We start from the raw sequence: 15,818 nt of genomic DNA on the forward strand, positions 1-15,818 counted from the left end.
CTTCGCAATGCTCTGGGGCTATTGCTCCGGCAGATTGAGATCCAGCTTGGGCGCCGGTGCGACCTCGGCGTGCTGCGCCTTCTGCGCTGCCATCGCCTTGCGCAGGGTGCGGCGCTTCTGCAGCAGGATGAAGCCGCCCGCCCCCAGCAAGAGCAGCAGCACGCCCCCGCCCCCCAGGGCCCAGGGCAGCCAGACAGGACTCTCACGCTCCTCAAACTTGGCCTTGGCCGGCTTGGCCGCCGAGGTGGCCGGAGCCGCCGAGGGAACGGGGGCCGGTGGCGGCATGATGGTGAACGACTTGACCGGCAGCTGCAGCCGCACTTCACGACCGAGCCGGGTCGTGGCGAACAGGGTGGCCTCCACCTGATACTGACCCGCCCCCTTGAGGGTGGAGAGATCGACGCCGAAGCTAGGCTCCTTCGCCACCTCGCTGAAGTCCAGGCTGCGCCCGGTGCCGTCGCTGGCCTTGCCCTGGATCACCACTGAGGCCGGATCCAGCTCCTCCCCATCGATGACCAGCGACAGCCTGGCCCCCGCATCACCCGAGGGGGCAGCCAGGGTGTAGCTCACCGGCAAGGGATAGAGCAGCACCTGCTGTGACTCGGCGCGGGAGAACACCTCGTTGCCCGTGCTGTAGAGGGCGCGATACTTGCCTGCCGGCACGTCCAGCACGGCCTCGGCGGTCAGCACGCCGTCTCCCGGCACCTCGTCAAGCCCCTTGCCATCGTCCAGATAATGGCCGAGCGTCTCCTCGAATATGGGCTCCCCGCGCTGGGCCGCATCGTTGAATTGCTGCAGCTTCACCGTCATGCCGAGATCCGAGAGGTAGTAGCCGGCCCCCGGCGACGCACCGTCGATCAGCAGCCGGGATTGCAGCTTGACCCGCTCCCCCTGATAGAGGCGGGCCGGCAGCGGCTCGCTTGCGACCCGGATGTCGGAGAGCAGGCGCACCCGGTTGTCGGGGTCCACCTCGCCAATGGCCTGCCAGGGGCCCGGCATGGGGTTGCGCACCGTGATGAGATCCTGATCCTTGAGGGCCAGCCAGCCCACCTCCGGCGGCCTGACCTTGCCCACATAGAGCTTGCTGCCATCGGGCCGCACCAGGATCACCGAGGGGGTACCCGGCTTGCGGGTGATGATGAAGGTGATCTCCTTCACGCCGTAATCGATGCGAAAGCGGTTGTCGAGCAAGGGGATGTCGGAGGGTGCGAATACCTCGTTGGCCGAGGCCGAAAGGGAGGCCAGCAGCAACAGGCCGCCCCAGAGCGAACTCATTGCCGCCACAGGCAGGCACCTCCCTTCTTCTGTACCAGGTCCAGCCTGGCCTCGTGGGTCGCCACCACCTCCTCGCTGGCCCGCACCACCCTGAGAGGCGCGCGGTTGCCCTCCAGGCGGCGAATGCCGGTGTCCTGGTTGCTGTCGCTCTCGTTGCTCTCGCTGGCCAGGTTGAGCTTGGTCTGACCACCCGTCATCAGCAGGTAGACGTCCGCCAGGATCTCCGCATCGAGCAAGGCGCCGTGCAGGGTGCGATGGGAGTTGTCGATGCCGTAGCGATCGCACAGCACATCCAGGTTGTTGCGCTTGCCCGGGAAGAGATCCCGCGCCATCGCCAGGGTATCCGTGATGCCGCAGATATCCGCCGTCTTGAAGTCGAGGCCTAACTTGCTGAACTCATAGTCCATGAAGCTCACGTCGAAGGGGGCGTTGTGGGCGATGAGCTCGGCACCGCGGATGAACTCGATGAAGTCATCCGCTATCTGGCTGAAGGAGGGCTTGTCGGCCAGGAAGGCATCCGTGATGCCGTGTACCGCGACGGCCTCGGGATCCACCAGCCGATCCGGCTTGATATAGACGTGGAAGTGGTTGCCGGTCAGTTTGCGGTTGATCACCTCCACGCAGCCGATCTCGACGATGCGGTGCCCGAGGTAGACGGGACCGCCCGCTGTGTTCATGCCGGTGGTTTCGGTATCCAGAATGATCTGGCGGTTCAGTTGGGGTGTGCTCATGATCAAATCCATGTCAAACTTCGGTTTTACTCGCTAGTTTACCCCAAGCCTTTGGCTAAAACAGACTGATCACTCATGTTGAAACACATTGATTTATTCACGGATGGTTCCTGCCTCGGCAACCCGGGGCCCGGCGGCTACGGCGCCGTCATGGTCTACGGCAAGCATCGCAAGGAGATCTCGGCCGGTTTCCGATTGACCACCAACAACCGGATGGAGCTGATGGCCGCCATCATGGGGCTGCGCACCCTGAACGAACCCTGCCGGGTGCGGCTCACCACAGACAGCCAGTATGTGCGCCAGGGCATCACCCAGTGGATCATCGGCTGGAAGAAGAAAGGCTGGATGACCGCCAACCGCCAGCCGGTCAAGAACGTCGATCTCTGGCAGGCGCTGGATGCGGAAGTGGCGCGTCACCAGATCGAATGGCTCTGGGTCAAGGGTCACTCGGGTCACCCGGAGAACGAACGCTGCGACGAGCTGGCCCGGGAAGCCGCCAGCGGCAAGCAGCTTGCCGAAGACGAAGGCTACCAGCCCTGAGGCAGGCTAGCCCCCCTGCCGCGCCATGCCCGGTGCCGCCATCGGCTCCGGCAGGCGCCAGCGGCGACGCACCGGGGTGACGGGGAAGCGCCGCTTGCGGGCGGCAATCACGTAGACGGACGCCAGGGAGCGGCAATAGTCCCGTCCCAGGCTCTCCCGCCACCAGCCTATCCGGCTCTGCCTGCCCATGAAAGAGAAGCCGAACCGTTCGTCAAACATCACCTCGCACCCGAGCAGTTGCAGCCAGTCGGTCACCCGCGCGGGGGTGAACATGCGGGCGGACCAGGGCAGATGGCGCCGCATGAAAGGCAGGTAGTGGCCAATCCCCACCAGACTGAGGGGGTTGTAACCGCTGACGATGAGCCAGCCATCGTCGGTCAGCACCCGCTCGGCTTCGCGCAGCACCTGATGGGGATCCGGCGAGAAGTCGAGGCAGTGGGCGAGCAGACAGGCATCCACGCTGCCGGAGCGCACCGGCAAGGCGAGCGGATCACCCAGAATGTCCAGCAGCCGCCCGCCGGGGGCGACCCCGATCTGGTGACGAATGGTGGAACAACCGCAGGAGAGCTCGGCGCTCAGGGCGCCAATTTTCAGCAGGTGATAGCCAAACAGATGGGGGCACCAGTTGTCGAGCCTCTCCTGAAGCTCGGCAGCCACCCAGTCCCCCATGGGCAGTGCCGACCAGCTGGTCGGGATCGCGATCTGTTGTTCGGTACGTGCCAGCTGCATAATGGAACCAATCCGGGGTGCGAATGCCATCCAGTTATATAAGATCCCATCCCCAAAGAACACAAAAGAGAAGCCGAGCCATGTATACCGTCATCACAGTTCCCGCCTTTAACGACAACTACATCTGGTTGATCCGCCACGAGAATCACTGCCTGGTCGTCGATCCTGGCGAGGCCGCGCCGGTGCTGGCGCGACTGGAGGCCCTGGGGTTGGTGCTCGACGCCATCCTGCTGACCCACCACCATCGCGATCACGTCGGCGGCGTCTCGGATCTGCTGCACCATTTCCCGCACGCCCGCCTCTATGGCCCCAAGCATGACCCCATGCCGGAGCATCACGGCCAGTGGCTCGATGACGGTGACAGGATCGACTGGCATGGCCTGAGTCTCGACGTCTTCCACCTGCCCGGCCACACCCATGGCCACATCGCCTATTACGGCCAGGGCATGCTGTTCTGTGGCGATACCCTCTTCAGTGCCGGCTGCGGCCGCCTGTTCGAGGGTACCCCGGCCCAGATGTACGGCTCCCTGCAACGGCTCGCGGCCCTGCCCGACGACACCCTCCTTTATTGCGCCCACGAATACACCCTCGCCAACCTGCGTTTCGCCCATGCGGTCGAGCCGGACAACCCGGCGATCCAGCGGCAGATCGGGGTGATCAGCAAGCTGCGCCAGCAGGGCCTGCCGAGTCTCCCCTCCCGACTAGGGGATGAGCGGCATTTCAATGTTTTTCTGCGCTGCGAGCAGGACTCAGTGAAATTTTCTGCTGAAAAATACGCACTGAAATGCTTGGAAAATCCAGAGGATACCTTCACCGTCCTGCGGGCCTGGAAGGACGTTTTTTGAACAAACCTTGATCAGGGGGGCATTGCCCCTTATGATGCGAGCTGTTTTTCCATAGATGACCTGAGCGAGATGAAGCTACGAACGGCCTTATTGGCGGCGCTGTTTCTCAGCGGCTGTCAAAACCTGAGCCATCAGGATGACCGGGCGGTAACGGCAATCGAGCCGATGAAATCCCCCCAAGTCAGCAAGAAAACGTACAAGAAACACTCTTCTCGCATGCTGTTCGGCGACGAACAGATAGAAGAGCTGGATGACACTGATAACCTGTGGGTGCGTATCAGCGATGATATGCAGCTGGACTCGTACGATAACGCCCGTGTCCGGCAACAGCGTGATTGGTTGTTGCGCAATGATAAGCATATGGCGACCATTGCCAGCCGGGCTGAGCCCTACCTGTATCTGATGGTAGAGGAAATCGAACGGCGTGAGCTGCCAATGGAGCTTATTACCATCCCCATGATCGAGAGCATGTTCGATCCCAATGCCCGCTCCCGCAGCAATGCGGTCGGTCTTTGGCAGTTCGTTCCTGCGACCGGCAAGAATTTCGGCCTGCGCCACGACAACTGGTACGACGGCCGACGCGACGTCCTGGCCTCCACCAATGCCGCACTGGACTACCTGGAGTACCTGAACCGTTTCTTCGACGGCGACTGGCTGCAGACCCTGGCGGCCTACAACGCGGGCGAAGGTCGGGTGCGCAATGCCATCGTACGCAACGAGCGGGCGGGCCGGCCGACCGATTACTGGTCCCTGGACCTGCCCCGCGAGACGCGGATGTATGTGCCCAAGATCCTGGCCATGGCCGACATGATCCGCAATGCGGACCAATACAATGTCACCCTGCCGGTGCTGGCCAACAAGCCGCAGCTGCGGACCATCAACACAGGTGGCCAGATCGATCTGAACGTGGCGGCGCAGCTGGCGGGCATTTCCGCCTCCCAGCTCAAGGCGCTCAACCCGGCACTCAAGCGGGGCGTGACCTCGCCGCGGGGTCCCTACAACCTGCTGGTGCCCGTCGAGTATGCCGATACCCTGGAGCTGGCCCTGGCCGATCTGCCCCAGCGTGAGCGAACCCGAGGTGTGCGTTCCTATCAGGTCACCAGCGGCGACACCCTGTCCCGCATCGCCCAGAATCACGGGGTGAGCGTGCAGCAGCTCAAGCTCGCGAACAATCTGCGCGGCAACAACCTGCGCCGTGGCCAGAGCCTGATCATCCCCAATGGCGGCAAAGCCATGGTGAGCCAGTCCGCCCAGAGCAAGCCGCAGCAACTGGCGAGCCGCAGTGGCAGCAAGGTGCATTACCGGGTGCGCTCCGGCGACAATCTGTGGAGCATCAGCCAGGCGCACGGGGTCACCCACGCCGATCTGGCCAAGTGGAACGGTCTGAACGCCAAGTCGTCCCTGAAGCCGGGCATGAAGCTGGTGGTCTGGCCCAAGCAAGACAAGGGCAGCAACAAGTCCATGGTGTACCAGGTGCGCCGCGGTGACTCCCTCTCCTCCATCGCCGCCCGTTTCCAGGTCGCCGTCAACGACGTGATGCGCTGGAATCAGCTCGGCAAGAGCGACTACCTCAAGCCGGGTCAGGAGCTGACCCTGTTCGTGAAAAACAACAGCTGATTGCTCATCAAAACCCAAAAAAATACCCCGCGAATGCGGGGTATTTTTTTGTCTGCCATCCGGCCCCGTCAGGGGGTGATGGCCTGGGCCGCGAATCGCGCCAAGATGGGATTGTGATCCGAGGAATCGGTGGCCGGGGAACTCACCTCCACCAGATCCAGGTTGCGGTAGTAGAGGTGGTCCAGCGGACGGCCGAAGGCGGTGCGACGCAAGTCGGGCACCGGGACGGCCTCCTGCAGCCCGAGCTCCCCCACCAGCTTGTTCAGCCAGAATTCGCGCTTGTCGCTCCAGGTGTTGAAATCCCCGGCCAGGATGACCGGCCCTTGGTGGCGATGGACGAGGGCGGTCAGATCGTTGAGCTGCTCGCGGAAGGTGGCCATCCCCAACTCGAAGTTGACCGCGTGCAGGTTCACCACCAGCACGCCGTCAGGATCCCCCTGCAGGGGATACAGGCTCACCAGCCCGGACTTGGGGATGCGCAGCAGGGGCTCGGGGGAGCGCACACCGCAGACGAAGGCCTGGGGCGTCTTGGCGACCGTCATGACGCCGAAGGAGACGCCGCCCTGGGTGAAGGCCTGCAACTGCTGCCACTGGAAATCGCCTCGCCGCAGCCAGTCCAGCATCTCGGGTCGGGTTGCCGACTCCTGCAGCAGCACCAGATCCTGGGATTTGGCATACTGGTCCAGCCCTTCGCGCCAGTTCTTGCGCTGTCCCTTGTAGAGATTCCAGACAGTGATGCCAAACTCCCGGGGCAAGGCGGTGGAGGCGAGAGCCACCAGCGGGGGGCGATCGCAGCTGGCGCCGGGCACTATGCCGGCGGCCGTGACCAGATGATCCTGATCCGGCACCTCGAAACAGCCGACCAGACCCAGTGTCAGCAGGGAGGTCCCCAGAATCCGATAACTATTTTTCATTGGCTAACAATCACCTGCCTCTGCAAGGCGCCATGGCCCTCACAGAGCTCATGATCGCCGACTAGTCTCATTATTCGTGTCCGGCCCGACTCACCCACGAGGGATCCCGCCATGGCGAGACAGCACCAATACCGCGTGACATTTTATGATCAACAAGGAACCTGTCATCAAGTGGAGCTTTCCACCGTCTATCAGATCAGGCGGGATCCCCAGTGCGATCTCTGCCTGTTTGACACCCATCAGTGCGTCGGCTCGGAAGAGATGCTGGAGCGCATGATACGGCAAAAAACCGGGCTTGAGCAGGAAATATCCATCATCAATGCCCGGCTGATCTGACCCGCGTCAGACCGGGACCGGGCGGGATTTACCCTGATCGTCGATGGCCACGTAGGTAAATACCCCCTCGGTCACGCAGTAGCGCTGGGCCTCGTTCTCCCGCAGCACCGGCTTGACCCAGACCTCCAGCTTGAGGCGCATGGAGCTTCGCCCTATCTTCAGGCAGCGCCCGTAGCAGCACACCACGTCCCCCACCTTGACCGGGCTGTGGAAGGTCATCCCCTCGACCGAGACGGTGCAGATGCGTCCCTTTGCCAGCTCCTTGGCCATGATGCCCCCACCTATATCCATCTGGGACATGATCCACCCCCCGAAGATATCGCCATTGGGGTTGGTATCGGCTGGCATCGCCAGGGTTCTCAGCAACAGTTCCCCATCGGGGTGACGCTTTGTCTCTTCCATCATTACCGCTCTCTCTGTCATGGATGGCGGCATGATAGGGGGCGATCCCGCCCTTGGCAAACCTCAATTGCCCTCAGGCCCGCGCCAGACCTGGCTCCCACACGTGGTCAGCCGCCATGGCAATCCGACAGCATCCCTGGCTCACCCCTTCAGGGCAGCCTGCTCGGCAAACCAGTGGGCCGGATCCGGCCAGCGATAGACGAAACCGTGCCGCAGGCAGATGCGCTGCCCCTCGATGGGGGCAAAGTCGCCGGCCGGCTCGATGAATTGCGGGGGCACCAGCCCGAGCAGACGGCTCGCGAAGGGGTAGAGCTGCTCCCGCCTCGGGTGGACAGGGGCACTCAGGTTGTAGGTCTCCCCATCCAGCCCCTGAGCCAGCATCAGCTGGCAGGCAGCCACCACGTCGTCCAGGTGCACCAGATTCACCGCCTGCCCGCCCCCCGCCAACGTCTTGCCCGCGAGGAAACGCCCTGGATGGCGATCGGGGCCGTAGAGGCCGGCCGGGCGCAGCACCATGGCGCAGGCAAAGCCGGCGTCCAGCACGGCGAGCTCGGCTGCCCGCATTCGCATCCCTCTCTCGTGGGCAGGGGCAGGCGTCTCATCCTCCCCCTGCCCGGGCGCCCATACCGAGGTCGCGCTGATAAACAGCACTCTCTGCACTCCCGCCATCAGGGCCAACCGGCACAGCCGGGCCACCGATGCCGGGTAATCCCGGGTCTTGCTGGGGGGCACGCAGATCACCAGGTCACGGCAGCGAAACGGCAGCGTCTCCATCTCGGGGGCGAGCAGCAACGGCCAGGCGGCGATGCCCTCCCCTCGCAGTCGCCCGGCCTTTTCGGCGCTGCTGACCGTCACCGCGACCCGCTGGCCCGACCGCTGCAGCGCCTGTGCCAGCGGCAACCCCAGCCAGCCGGCGCCGACGATGCCCGTCTGATACTCATGTTCGTGCGTCATTCCAGGATCCTGACAAAAAAAAACGGCCATCCAATGATGACCGTCGAAAGTAACGAAGGAAATAGCCGGATGAGCCGGTTACCTCCCACAGCGGGAAAATCGGGAGCGCACGCTCCTAATTCGTGGGCCTATCCTAGTGGCAGCGTCACTAAAAAGCTTTGAAGCGGATCACAGTTGAAAAGGATTTCTGAAAGCGCTTTCAATGTTTTGCGAAAAAGTCGGCCCACTTGGGGCCAACTTTATGACTCAGGCCACCGACTCCCGACGCACCAGTTCCGCTTCAAACTTGAGCGCCAGCCCCTCTACCGACTTGTGATCCAGCAGGCGCAGGGCCAGTTCCGCGGCCCGCTCTCCCATCTCCTCGATGGGGTAGCGCACCGTGGTGAGCTTGGGATAGATGTAACGGGCATAGGGGATGTCGTCGAAGCCGACCACCGACACCTGCTGGGGGATCTTGTAACCCCGCTCCAGCAGGCAGGAGATGGCCCCCGCCACCATGGCATCGTTGAAGCCCAGGACGGCGGTGAACTCGACCCCGCGCTCCAGCAGCTCGCTCATGGCCACATAGCCGCCCTTCTCGTCGGCGTAGGCGCGACCGATGAGGGATTGATCCAGTTCGATGCCCGCCCGTTGCAGGGCGAAGCGATAACCGGCCATCCGCTGCTGGCCATCGACGAACTCCTCGTCATCCGAGGTGACGAAGGCTATCTTGCGGTGGCCCGCGTCCAGCAGATGCTGGCAGGCCGTGGTGATGCCCGCCTGGTTGTCCAGCCAGACACAGCGCTCCTCGCAACCCGGCACCTGGCGGTTGATGAAGACGATGGGGGTCGTGCCCGACGCCAGCTTGCTCAACTCTTCGTCAGGCAGGGCCTTGCTGTGCAGGATCAGGGCGTCGCACTGGCGTTGCAGCAGCGCCTGGATGGCGTGGCGCTCCCTGGCCGCATCGTGGTTGCCGGAGACGACGATGGTGAACTTGTTCGCCTTGTCGACCATGCTCTCGATGCCGCGCATCATCTGGGCGAAGAAGGGGCCGCCACACAGATCGCCCACCAGCACGCCGATGCAGTTGGAACGTTTGCTTACCAGGGCCTGGGCGAAGCTGTTTGGACGAAAGCTGAGCTCCTTCATGGCCGCGAGCACGGCCTCGCGCTTCTCTGGCGCCACCTGAGCCGTGTTGTTGATCACTCGAGACACCGTCGAAATGGAGACATTCGCCAGCTGAGACACATCTTTGATCGTTGCCACTCTCGATTCCTTTGTTGGGAAAGCCTGTCTGTGATGATCGGGCATTGTATCGAACCTGCCAGACCAAGACGCGGGGCCCGATCACCTGGCAGGTTTCCTTTTGTAACAAAGCTTAAGGGATGATAACCATTCTTGGGCAAGAATGGGAGGCAGCCGCGACAACGACTGCCCCCTGACTCAGTAGGCGTGATTCAGCTCGCGTTCCGACATGAAACGCAGGGGCTGCTGCAGCTTGTGCTGATAGATGAGGTCGAAGGAGAGGACGTTCTGGACATAGTTGCGCGTCTCCCGATAGGGAATGCTCTCCACCCAGACATCCATCGGCTTGTTCTCGCTCTGCTCACGCCAGCGCTTCACCCGGCCCGGGCCCGCGTTGTAGGCCGCCGCCGCCAGGATCCGGTTGCCGTCATACACGTCCAGCAGGCGCTTGAGGTAGGCGCTGCCGAGGCGAATGTTCATGGCCGGATCGAACAGCTGCTGCTCGTTGCGATAGGGGACCCCCAGCTTGCCCGCCGTCTCCCTGGCGGTGGCCGGCATCAGCTGCATCAGGCCCCGTGCCCCGACCGGCGACTGCGCCAGCGGGTAGAGGGCGCTCTCCTGGCGTGAGATGGCGTAGAGCAGGCTGGTGTTCATGGTCCGCTCCTGGGCCATCTGGGAGAAGGTGCGCTTGAGCGGCAGCGGGAAGCGCAAGTCCAGCGCATCCCAGGCCTCGGCCCGGATGCTGGAGAGGATGGCCAGCTCGTGCCAGCCCTGGTTGAGGGCGATGTGACCGAACTCGAGACGCTGTGCCACGCTGTTGCGATCCATGTTGTGGATCCACTCAGAGCGGGCCGCCGTGATCTCGTTCATCGCCAGCAGCTCGCGCACCCGCAGCAGGAAGGGCCAGCGCTGGCTGGCGGTACGCCAGTCCGGCACCTTGTGCGCCACGCTCTGGTTCTTGATGCGATAGGGCACCCCGGTGCGCTGCGCCGCCATGAAGCCATAGAAGCCGCGCAGGTTCGCGGTCTCGAGATAGAGCTCCCGCGCCGGTTTCTGCCGCCCCTGCTCCTCCAGCGAGCGCGCCATCCAGTAGCGCCAGCGATCCTCCTTCTGCAGGGCCATGGGCATCCGCTTGACCCAGCCCTCCAGCCCGCGCCAGTCCTGCTCCCAAACGGCCAGGCGGGCACGCAGCTCCATCAGCTCGCCATCCTTCAGGCGCACCAGGACCGCGTCCAGCCAGCTGCGCTGGGCGAGGGAACGATCGAGCAGCAGGCGGCGGGCGGCCGCCCGCTCCACCCGGGTCACCTCGATGTGGTTCAGGCCGAAGCGGCGGGTCATCTCCCCCAGCTGGCGCAAGACCGCATCCGGCTGCTCATTGGCATAGCGGGCCAGTCCCAGGGAGAGCAGCTGGCGCGATGGCGGTGTCGCCATGAAGTTGGCCGGATTCATCGCCCGCACGGGTTGCTCATACAGGGCGATCATCTGATCCCCGTATCCCTTCATGCCGCTGCCGAGCTGGGCCCCCAGGTGGCGAATGAGATTGGGGTTCTGCGCCTCGAAGGCCAGGCTCATGCGCTGCCAGATCTTCTCCTGGGTGCGCAGTCCAGCCTGCTGCCAGAGATCGAACAGGGGATCGCAGGCATCGGGCCTGGACTGGCCGCTCAGCCAGAGTTTGCCGGCTTCCTTCAGGGCCTCGCTCTTGTGCCCCGTGTAGTAGCGGGCCTGATAGTGCTGACAGAGCAGATCGGTGGAGCTCGGCTTGGCCGGGTAGAAGCGCAGAAACTGGGACCATTGCTGGCTCTGGGCCAGATAGCTGAGGTAAGCGCGCTCCAGGCGGTTGGATTGGGGCGTGTCCCCGTGCTGGCGGATGAAGCGGGTCACGTCGTCATAGTCCGCCGCCCCCGGCCTGAAGGCGAGCTGGTAGTAGTCCAGATAGGGCCGCAGGGGGTAATGGCTCAGACGGGCACGAATTTGCTCGAAACGGGTCTGATCATTGGCCCGCACGGCGTCATAGCCCTCACGATAGAGGGACTGTTCCATGGTTTGCGCAAAGACGGGTGCCACTAGCCCTGGCACACACAGCGCCGATAAGATGATTCCCTGCACGGCTTTCACGAATGGCATTCTCCCTTCAAAGGCACGACCACCGCCCGCTGGCGGTGGTGACATACCTTCATTCTACCCGCTAAGCCCCCGGGCTACGCCACACTATTTTTGTCGGCAAAGGCGCTGCGTTCGCTGCGCACCAGGCGGCTGACATAGCGTTCCAGATAGGGCACGGGGAGCGGCTTGGAGGCGAGATACCCCTGGAAGAAATGGCAGCCCTGCGCCTGCAGGAACTCCAGCTGCTGGCGGGACTCCACCCCCTCCGCCGTCACGTTGAACCCCATGTGGCGTGCCATGGCGATCACCGCCTCGACGATGGCCATGTTGTCCCCATCCTTGGGGATGTCCTGGATGAAGGAGCGGTCGATCTTGAGTTCGTCCGCCGGCAGCCGCTTGAGGTAGCTCAGGGAGGAGTAGCCGGCTCCGAAGTCGTCGATGGCGAAGCTGATGCCCAGGGTCTTGAGCTCGGTCATCTTGCTGATGGTGTCCTCCGCATGGCCGAGCACCACGGACTCGGTGATCTCCAGGTTCAGGCACGCGGGATCCATGCCGGTCGAGGCCAGTACGTCGTGAATGCGATCGACGAAATCGGGGGCATGGAACTGCTTGGCGCTGACGTTGACCGACAGCTGGGGCACGTGGATTCCGTTCTCCTCCCAGGAGACGTACTGGGTGCACGCCTCGTGCAGCACCCAGTTGCCAATGTCGACGATGAGATCCGTCTCCTCGGCGATGGGGATGAACTCGGCGGGGGAGACCAAGGCCCGGCCCGGCGGTTGCCAGCGGATCAGCGCCTCCACCCCGATGAGGTCCCCCCCCTCGACCATGTGCTGGGGCTGGTAGTGCAGGGTCAGCTCCTGGTTGTCGAGGGCGCTGCGCAGCTCGTTGTGGATGAGCAGACGCCGGTCGGCCTGCAACTGCATGGAGGCATCGAAGAAGCGCCGGGTCTTGCGGCCCGCCGACTTGGCCTGGTACATGGCGGTGTCGGCCTGCTTGAGCAGATCCCCCGCCTCCTGCTCCCGTCCGGGGAAGAGGGTGATGCCGACGCTGGCCCCGATGTGCAGCACCTGTCCCCCATGGCTGTAGGGGGCGGCGATTTCACCGATGAGCCGCTCCGCGATGAGGTCGGCCTGCATCTCCGCCTGGGGCGGGCTGATGGAGAGCGCCGGCAGCAGCAGCACGAACTCGTCGCCGCCGAGTCGGGCCAGGCAATCTCCCTGGCGCACCAGCCGCTTGAGCCGGCTGGCCACCTCCTTGAGCAGCCAGTCACCGGTGGCGTGGCCGAGGGAGTCGTTGATGGTCTTGAAGTGGTCGAGATCGATGAACAGCAGGGCGCCGATGAGGTGCTCACGGCTCGCCTCCGCGAACGCCTGGGCCAGGGTCTCGTGCAGCTGGCGGCGATTGGGCAGGCCGGTCAGCTCGTCGTAATAGGCGAGATCCTGGATGCGGCGCTCCGCCGCCTTTCGCTCGGAGATGTCCTCGAAGAAGATGACGTAGTGGCTGATGCCCCCCTTGTCGTCCTGCACCGGGGTGACGATTTCCCACTGGGGATAGGCGCGGCCGTCGGCGTGCAGACGCAGGGTCTCCCCCTGCCAGCGATCGAGGGCGTTGAGCTCATAGCCCAGCCCGCCCAGTCCCGACCAGAGATCGTTGCCAAGGTGCAGGCCTATGACCCCCTGACTGTCGAAGCCGGTGATCTGGCTGAAGGCGTAATTGACCCGCAGGATCTTGAACTCGGGATCCGTGATGATGATGCCTTCGTGGGTTTCGAACGCCACCGCAGACAGCCGCATCAGGGCATCGCTCTGCAGACGCTCCAGCTCGGCCACCATGCGCACCGAGAAGATGGTCAGCACTGAGCCCAGATCGGCGGTCTGGGTCTGGCTCGGGAACAGCAGGGCGAGATGGCCCAGGAGCTGGCCACCGCGATCCAGCAGTGGCTGGGCGTAGTAGTGCAGGCCAGCGGGCAGGCCCTGGCCCTCGCTCAATTGTTCACTGACGGGGGATGGGCTGGTGGCCCCCTGCCGATAGAGTTGCTGGCAGGGCATGTCGCCCAGGGCGTACTCCTTGACGTCGATGCCGTGACTCGCCAGCACCCTGAGCCGGTCGAGCCCGACCCGCTCCGTCAGCCAGACCGCGCTGGCCCCCAGGATATGGGCCAGTTCGTTCACCAGGGTCTGGCAGAAATCGAGCCCCGTCTTGGCGGAGAGCGCCTGTGCCAGCTTGGCCAGCAAGGGGGCCTGCAACAGGGGCAGTGGCGGAATGATCCCGGCGGGCGGCTCGGTGCGGCTCATCTCGCGGTGGATCATCTCGAGCGGGGCCAGCCAGCCGCAGCAGAGCTGCTGGGCCGCCACATACTGACCGTACCAGAGCACATGGTGCACATTGCCCGTCTCGTCGCCGAGGTGACCGATGAATTGGCCGGACTGGCCACTGTGGTGGAGTCTGGAGAGAAAATCGGCGAAACCCGCTTCGTCTTCCGGCACCAGCTGCCCGGCCCAGGGATGAGGCCCCTCCCCTGCCCAGGGCTCACAAGAGACATGATCCGACAGACTCCACTGCTCATGCTGCCGATCATAAAACCACATCATCTGGGTGGCTTGCTGCTTCATTTACGACTCCGACACGACAACCACGTCATCCACCCCCGACTCTTGCAGAAAAGCATATCCGTTTACGCGCATATCTCCACCGGCGCATGGCAATCTTCTGCGATGCGATAACGCGATGTGGATAGAGAAAATACGAGGCGGTGCGGCGAAAACCGGATATCGGGTCGGCACAAGGCGCTGCCAAGAGGGGGACAGAAACGATCCTATTCCCTGATACTGCCTTCCTGTTTCACTGAGCTCAAGCGGTTTTTGGCATGAAACGGGAAAAGCTCACAATTTGGGGACGGTGAGATCGCCAGGGGGACATTTCGTGACGCAGATCACATTCTGATTTGGCCACATGGGTAATCTGAGGGTGAAGACACAAGCAAGACGACCCGAAGGGGGCCAATATGAAAATTGAAATGACCAGCAAAATCATTGACATCACCCCAGCCATCCGCGAGCGCATTGAATCCCGTTTTGAAAAGCTCGAGCGTCTTCAGGTGCCTCTTATCACACCCCACGTGATCATCTCCAAAGAGCGTTTGATGTATATCGTCGAAGCCACGGTCGGCATCCCCAACGGCAAGCTGTTTGCGCAGGCAGAGCATGAGGATCTCTATGCCGCCATCACGGATCTGGGCCAGAAGCTGGAGCGCCAGCTCAACCGTCACACGGAGAAGCCCATCGCCCGCCGTGCCGCCGGCAAGGAAGTGGCCCAGCCGGACGAAGCGGACGCCTGATCCGGTTCACCTCTCCATCCATTGAGCAAAAGGCGGGTCATCCCGCCTTTTTGCATGGCGCCGACTCGGCGCCCATCACCCCAGCCAGCGCAGCCTGGCATCCACTCCGCGAGAGAGTTCATCCAGCAGCGGCAACATGAGCAGAGGCTCCTCCCCCCTGGGCTCGCCACCCAGGGGGCTGGCGGCCTGCTTCCCCAGCCAGCGCTCGCGGCCCAGCGCCGAGAGGTTGTCATAGACGGCGGGATCCAGCGCCGGCGCCCGGCTCACCAGCGGGGGGGATCGCAGCGCCAGCCAGAGCCGGACGTCCGCCATGCAGCCCCCCTGCTGCAGGCGCTCGTTCAGCGCTCCGGCCTCGGTCTCCTCCATTCCCCCCTGCAGGGGGGCCTGGGGCATCAGGCCAAAGCGGGTGCGCCACGGCGTCGTGCCAGAGGCAGCCGGGGGCGGGCCGTCAAACCAGGGCTGCTCTTCCACCGCCTCGGTCAGGAGCGCCAGGTGCAGCCTGAAGTCGGCCCTGTCTCCCTGGCGGAGATCCTGGTTGAGCCGCTGGCCAAGCTGGGCCTCATCGACGAGCAGTCGGTCACGAATCGCACTGGGCAGCATGAGATAAATCTTGGAAATAAGGGTTTCATTGCTTATCGGCCATCAACCCGATCCTTTAAGCATTAAAAATCCCTACCAAGGGGTTCACAAGCGCGGCAGATCTGTTAGTATGCGCCTCGCACTTGGGGAGGGGTTCCCGAGCGGCCAAAGGGATCAGACTGTAAATCTGACGGCTCTGCCTTCGAAGGTTCGAATCCTTCTCCCTCCA

At 63.5% G+C, this 15,818-nt stretch carries 16 protein-coding genes and 1 tRNA gene; 6 read left to right on the forward strand and 11 right to left on the reverse strand.

What is annotated here, in order from left to right; all coding sequences use genetic code 11:
- Positions 1–18: 18 nt before the first annotated feature.
- Both AB5Y72_RS01995 and dnaQ read right to left on the reverse strand, forming a co-directional pair.
- A complete protein-coding gene (locus tag AB5Y72_RS01995; protein WP_368198519.1) occupies positions 19–1,275 on the reverse strand; it encodes a TIGR03503 family protein in 1,257 nt (418 codons plus the stop codon).
- Positions 1,272–2,006, reverse strand: a complete 735-nt coding sequence (gene dnaQ / locus AB5Y72_RS02000; RefSeq protein WP_042077381.1) for a DNA polymerase III subunit epsilon — start codon at positions 2,004–2,006, stop codon at positions 1,272–1,274. Before dnaQ ends, AB5Y72_RS01995 begins: the two co-directional genes overlap by 4 nt.
- 75 nt (positions 2,007–2,081) lie before the next feature.
- On the opposite strand from dnaQ, the gene rnhA reads away from it, so the two are divergent.
- Complete coding sequence (gene rnhA / locus AB5Y72_RS02005) at positions 2,082–2,546, forward strand: ribonuclease HI (RefSeq protein ID WP_042077379.1); 465 nt, start codon at positions 2,082–2,084, stop codon at positions 2,544–2,546.
- 6 nt (positions 2,547–2,552) lie between these two features.
- On the opposite strand, the gene AB5Y72_RS02010 is transcribed toward rnhA, so the two are convergent.
- On the reverse strand, positions 2,553–3,275 hold the full coding sequence (locus AB5Y72_RS02010; RefSeq protein WP_042077377.1) for a methyltransferase domain-containing protein: 723 nt from the start codon (positions 3,273–3,275) through the stop codon (positions 2,553–2,555).
- Between the two features lie 80 nt (positions 3,276–3,355).
- Between AB5Y72_RS02010 and gloB the strand changes: the two genes are divergently transcribed.
- Complete coding sequence (gloB, locus tag AB5Y72_RS02015) at positions 3,356–4,120, forward strand: hydroxyacylglutathione hydrolase (protein WP_042077376.1); 765 nt, start codon at positions 3,356–3,358, stop codon at positions 4,118–4,120.
- 87 nt (positions 4,121–4,207) lie between these two features.
- Here gloB and AB5Y72_RS02020 read toward each other — a convergent pair whose 3' ends face one another.
- On the reverse strand, positions 4,208–4,480 hold the full coding sequence (locus AB5Y72_RS02020; RefSeq protein WP_244462931.1) for a hypothetical protein: 273 nt from the start codon (positions 4,478–4,480) through the stop codon (positions 4,208–4,210).
- Here AB5Y72_RS02020 and AB5Y72_RS02025 point away from each other — a divergent pair, their 5' ends adjacent.
- Positions 4,481–5,737 carry a LysM peptidoglycan-binding domain-containing protein gene (locus AB5Y72_RS02025; protein WP_257520031.1) on the forward strand — a complete coding sequence of 419 codons (1,257 nt, stop codon included), beginning with the start codon at positions 4,481–4,483 and terminating at the stop codon, positions 5,735–5,737.
- Positions 5,738–5,805: 68 nt separating this feature from the next.
- On the opposite strand, the gene AB5Y72_RS02030 is transcribed toward AB5Y72_RS02025, so the two are convergent.
- Positions 5,806–6,651, reverse strand: coding sequence for an endonuclease/exonuclease/phosphatase family protein (locus AB5Y72_RS02030; protein ID WP_216989897.1), 846 nt, complete (start codon positions 6,649–6,651; stop codon positions 5,806–5,808).
- 111 nt (positions 6,652–6,762) lie between these two features.
- On the opposite strand from AB5Y72_RS02030, the gene AB5Y72_RS02035 reads away from it, so the two are divergent.
- Positions 6,763–6,987 carry a hypothetical protein gene (locus AB5Y72_RS02035; protein ID WP_042077371.1) on the forward strand — a complete coding sequence of 75 codons (225 nt, stop codon included), beginning with the start codon at positions 6,763–6,765 and terminating at the stop codon, positions 6,985–6,987.
- A gap of 6 nt (positions 6,988–6,993) precedes the next feature.
- On the opposite strand, the gene yciA is transcribed toward AB5Y72_RS02035, so the two are convergent.
- From yciA to AB5Y72_RS02060, 5 genes are all read right to left on the reverse strand, one after another.
- Positions 6,994–7,392, reverse strand: coding sequence for an acyl-CoA thioester hydrolase YciA (gene yciA / locus AB5Y72_RS02040; protein ID WP_029314261.1), 399 nt, complete (start codon positions 7,390–7,392; stop codon positions 6,994–6,996).
- A gap of 138 nt (positions 7,393–7,530) precedes the next feature.
- On the reverse strand, positions 7,531–8,343 hold the full coding sequence (locus AB5Y72_RS02045) for an NAD-dependent epimerase/dehydratase family protein (protein ID WP_325782467.1): 813 nt from the start codon (positions 8,341–8,343) through the stop codon (positions 7,531–7,533).
- A 246-nt stretch (positions 8,344–8,589) separates the two neighbouring features.
- Positions 8,590–9,588 (reverse strand): LacI family DNA-binding transcriptional regulator, encoded by a 999-nt coding sequence (locus tag AB5Y72_RS02050; RefSeq protein ID WP_325782468.1) that lies wholly within the window; start codon positions 9,586–9,588, stop codon positions 8,590–8,592.
- Between the two features lie 177 nt (positions 9,589–9,765).
- Positions 9,766–11,682 (reverse strand): transglycosylase SLT domain-containing protein, encoded by a 1,917-nt coding sequence (locus AB5Y72_RS02055; RefSeq protein ID WP_325782557.1) that lies wholly within the window; start codon positions 11,680–11,682, stop codon positions 9,766–9,768.
- 83 nt (positions 11,683–11,765) lie between these two features.
- Complete coding sequence (locus AB5Y72_RS02060) at positions 11,766–14,285, reverse strand: EAL domain-containing protein (RefSeq protein WP_325782469.1); 2,520 nt, start codon at positions 14,283–14,285, stop codon at positions 11,766–11,768.
- A 392-nt stretch (positions 14,286–14,677) separates the two neighbouring features.
- Between AB5Y72_RS02060 and raiA the strand changes: the two genes are divergently transcribed.
- On the forward strand, positions 14,678–15,010 hold the full coding sequence (raiA, locus tag AB5Y72_RS02065; protein ID WP_042077364.1) for a ribosome-associated translation inhibitor RaiA: 333 nt from the start codon (positions 14,678–14,680) through the stop codon (positions 15,008–15,010).
- 75 nt (positions 15,011–15,085) lie between these two features.
- Here raiA and AB5Y72_RS02070 read toward each other — a convergent pair whose 3' ends face one another.
- Positions 15,086–15,610: a VC2046/SO_2500 family protein gene (locus AB5Y72_RS02070; protein WP_325782470.1), complete on the reverse strand. Its 525-nt coding sequence runs from the start codon at positions 15,608–15,610 to the stop codon at positions 15,086–15,088.
- Between the two features lie 126 nt (positions 15,611–15,736).
- Here AB5Y72_RS02070 and AB5Y72_RS02075 point away from each other — a divergent pair.
- Positions 15,737–15,818 (forward strand) — tRNA-Tyr (locus AB5Y72_RS02075).

Source organism: Aeromonas sp. R7-4, assembly GCF_040908055.1.
Classification (GTDB): Bacteria; Pseudomonadota; Gammaproteobacteria; order Enterobacterales; family Aeromonadaceae; genus Aeromonas; species Aeromonas sanarellii.